This window comes from Caballeronia glathei (genome assembly GCF_000698595.1).
In the GTDB taxonomy this organism is placed as follows: Bacteria; Pseudomonadota; Gammaproteobacteria; order Burkholderiales; family Burkholderiaceae; genus Caballeronia; species Caballeronia glathei.
On the sequence record NZ_JFHC01000225.1, the window covers coordinates 1 to 1,378 of the forward strand.

The window sequence follows — 1,378 nt, forward strand, 5'->3', positions numbered from 1 at the left end:
AAGGGTGAACTCCTTGGCGCCTTTCTTGTGAACCGAGGCAAGCACCGTTTCTTCCAGCGCTGCCATCAATGCCTTCGCGGCCTTCGGTTCCACGCCAGCGCGCTCGGCCAGGTGGACGGTGAGCGACGCCTTCGTGAACGAGTCCTTGATGGGTTTCAAGGGGGCTGCGGCCACGGCTTTCGTCGCGGGGGCCTTCTTCACGACAGGCGCCTTGGCCTTCTTCGCAACAGGCGTGACGGCCTTTTTCGGGGCCGCGGTGGTGGATTTCGCTGCACTAGCTTTTGCCATAACATCCTCGTCGTTGATCAAAGGTTGGCCTGAACCTTTGCCTTTGAGTAGTCGTAGTGGTCGACTTACGCAAAGGGCCAATTCCTCAGGCTCGCGATAGCGTATCAATGCAAGCGCGAACGCGCAATGCATTGAGGCCCGAAAATAAGGGGTTTTCGGCGCGGACGAGGCGAAAGTGGCGTCAGACACGCTACGTGCTGATGAAAATCGTCAGCAAGGATAGCGACACGGTCATCAACGCCCTCATCTGGCATATCTGCAAGTTGCCGCAGGCGCCCTGAAAATCCTTGATAGGATGCGTCAAATAGATGTTATTTCTAAGCTATTTCATGCGGCTTGAGAACATTGCGAGGGTTCGCCGTGAGATCGACGATCAGTTACAGGAGCACACCATGCCCAACAACAGTTACGTAACATCAGGAACGATTTACCTCGAAGACCTGACGGTGGGAACGGTTTTCAAAAGCTCGGAACACGGGCTGGATGCCACGCAGATACGTGATTTCGCACGGCGCTTCGATCCGCAGCCCTTCCACCTGGATGAAGAAGCGGCTCGAAATACCTTTTTCACCGGGCTCGCCGCCAGCGGCTGGCACACGGCGGCGATCACGATGAAGCTGCTCGTGGAAAGTGTGCCGCTGGCTGGTGGAATCATTGGCGCGGGCAGTGAAATCACATGGCCTCGGCCAACCCGCCCGGGCGACGTATTGCATGTGGTCAGCACGGTCATGGACATCGCGCCATCCAGGTCCAGGCCCGATCGCGGTGTCGTGACTATGCAGAGTGATACGCTAAACCAGCATGGCGAACTGTGTCAGCGCTCGGTGGCCCGGCTGCTCGCGTTCAGACGCGGCTGAGAATGAACCTGTACCCGACGCATATCATTGCATCGACCGGTTGAATTCGCACGTCCGCTGCAAACGCCAGAGATACGTCGACCCAGCGCCTCATCGCCCATACGTGGATGCCTTGACCGCGGCAAGAGTCGGTGCAGTCTCCACTCGGCGGTGCGCATATGGTCGTCCGGGAGCGTAATCTTGTTGCCAGGCGGGCACACTCCTGTCTTAGAGACTGTTGCGAATTTAAGTTT

At 57.6% G+C, this 1,378-nt stretch carries 1 protein-coding gene and 1 pseudogene; one reads left to right on the forward strand and one right to left on the reverse strand.

The features are described from left to right. Positions 1-288, reverse strand: a pseudogene (locus BG61_RS38425) (HU family DNA-binding protein); the annotation flags it as partial. Between the two features lie 392 nt (positions 289-680). Here BG61_RS38425 and BG61_RS38430 point away from each other — a divergent pair. After that, a complete protein-coding gene (locus BG61_RS38430) occupies positions 681-1,145 on the forward strand; it encodes a MaoC family dehydratase (protein ID WP_035939304.1) in 465 nt (154 codons plus the stop codon). The last annotated feature ends 233 nt before the right edge of the window (positions 1,146-1,378 follow it).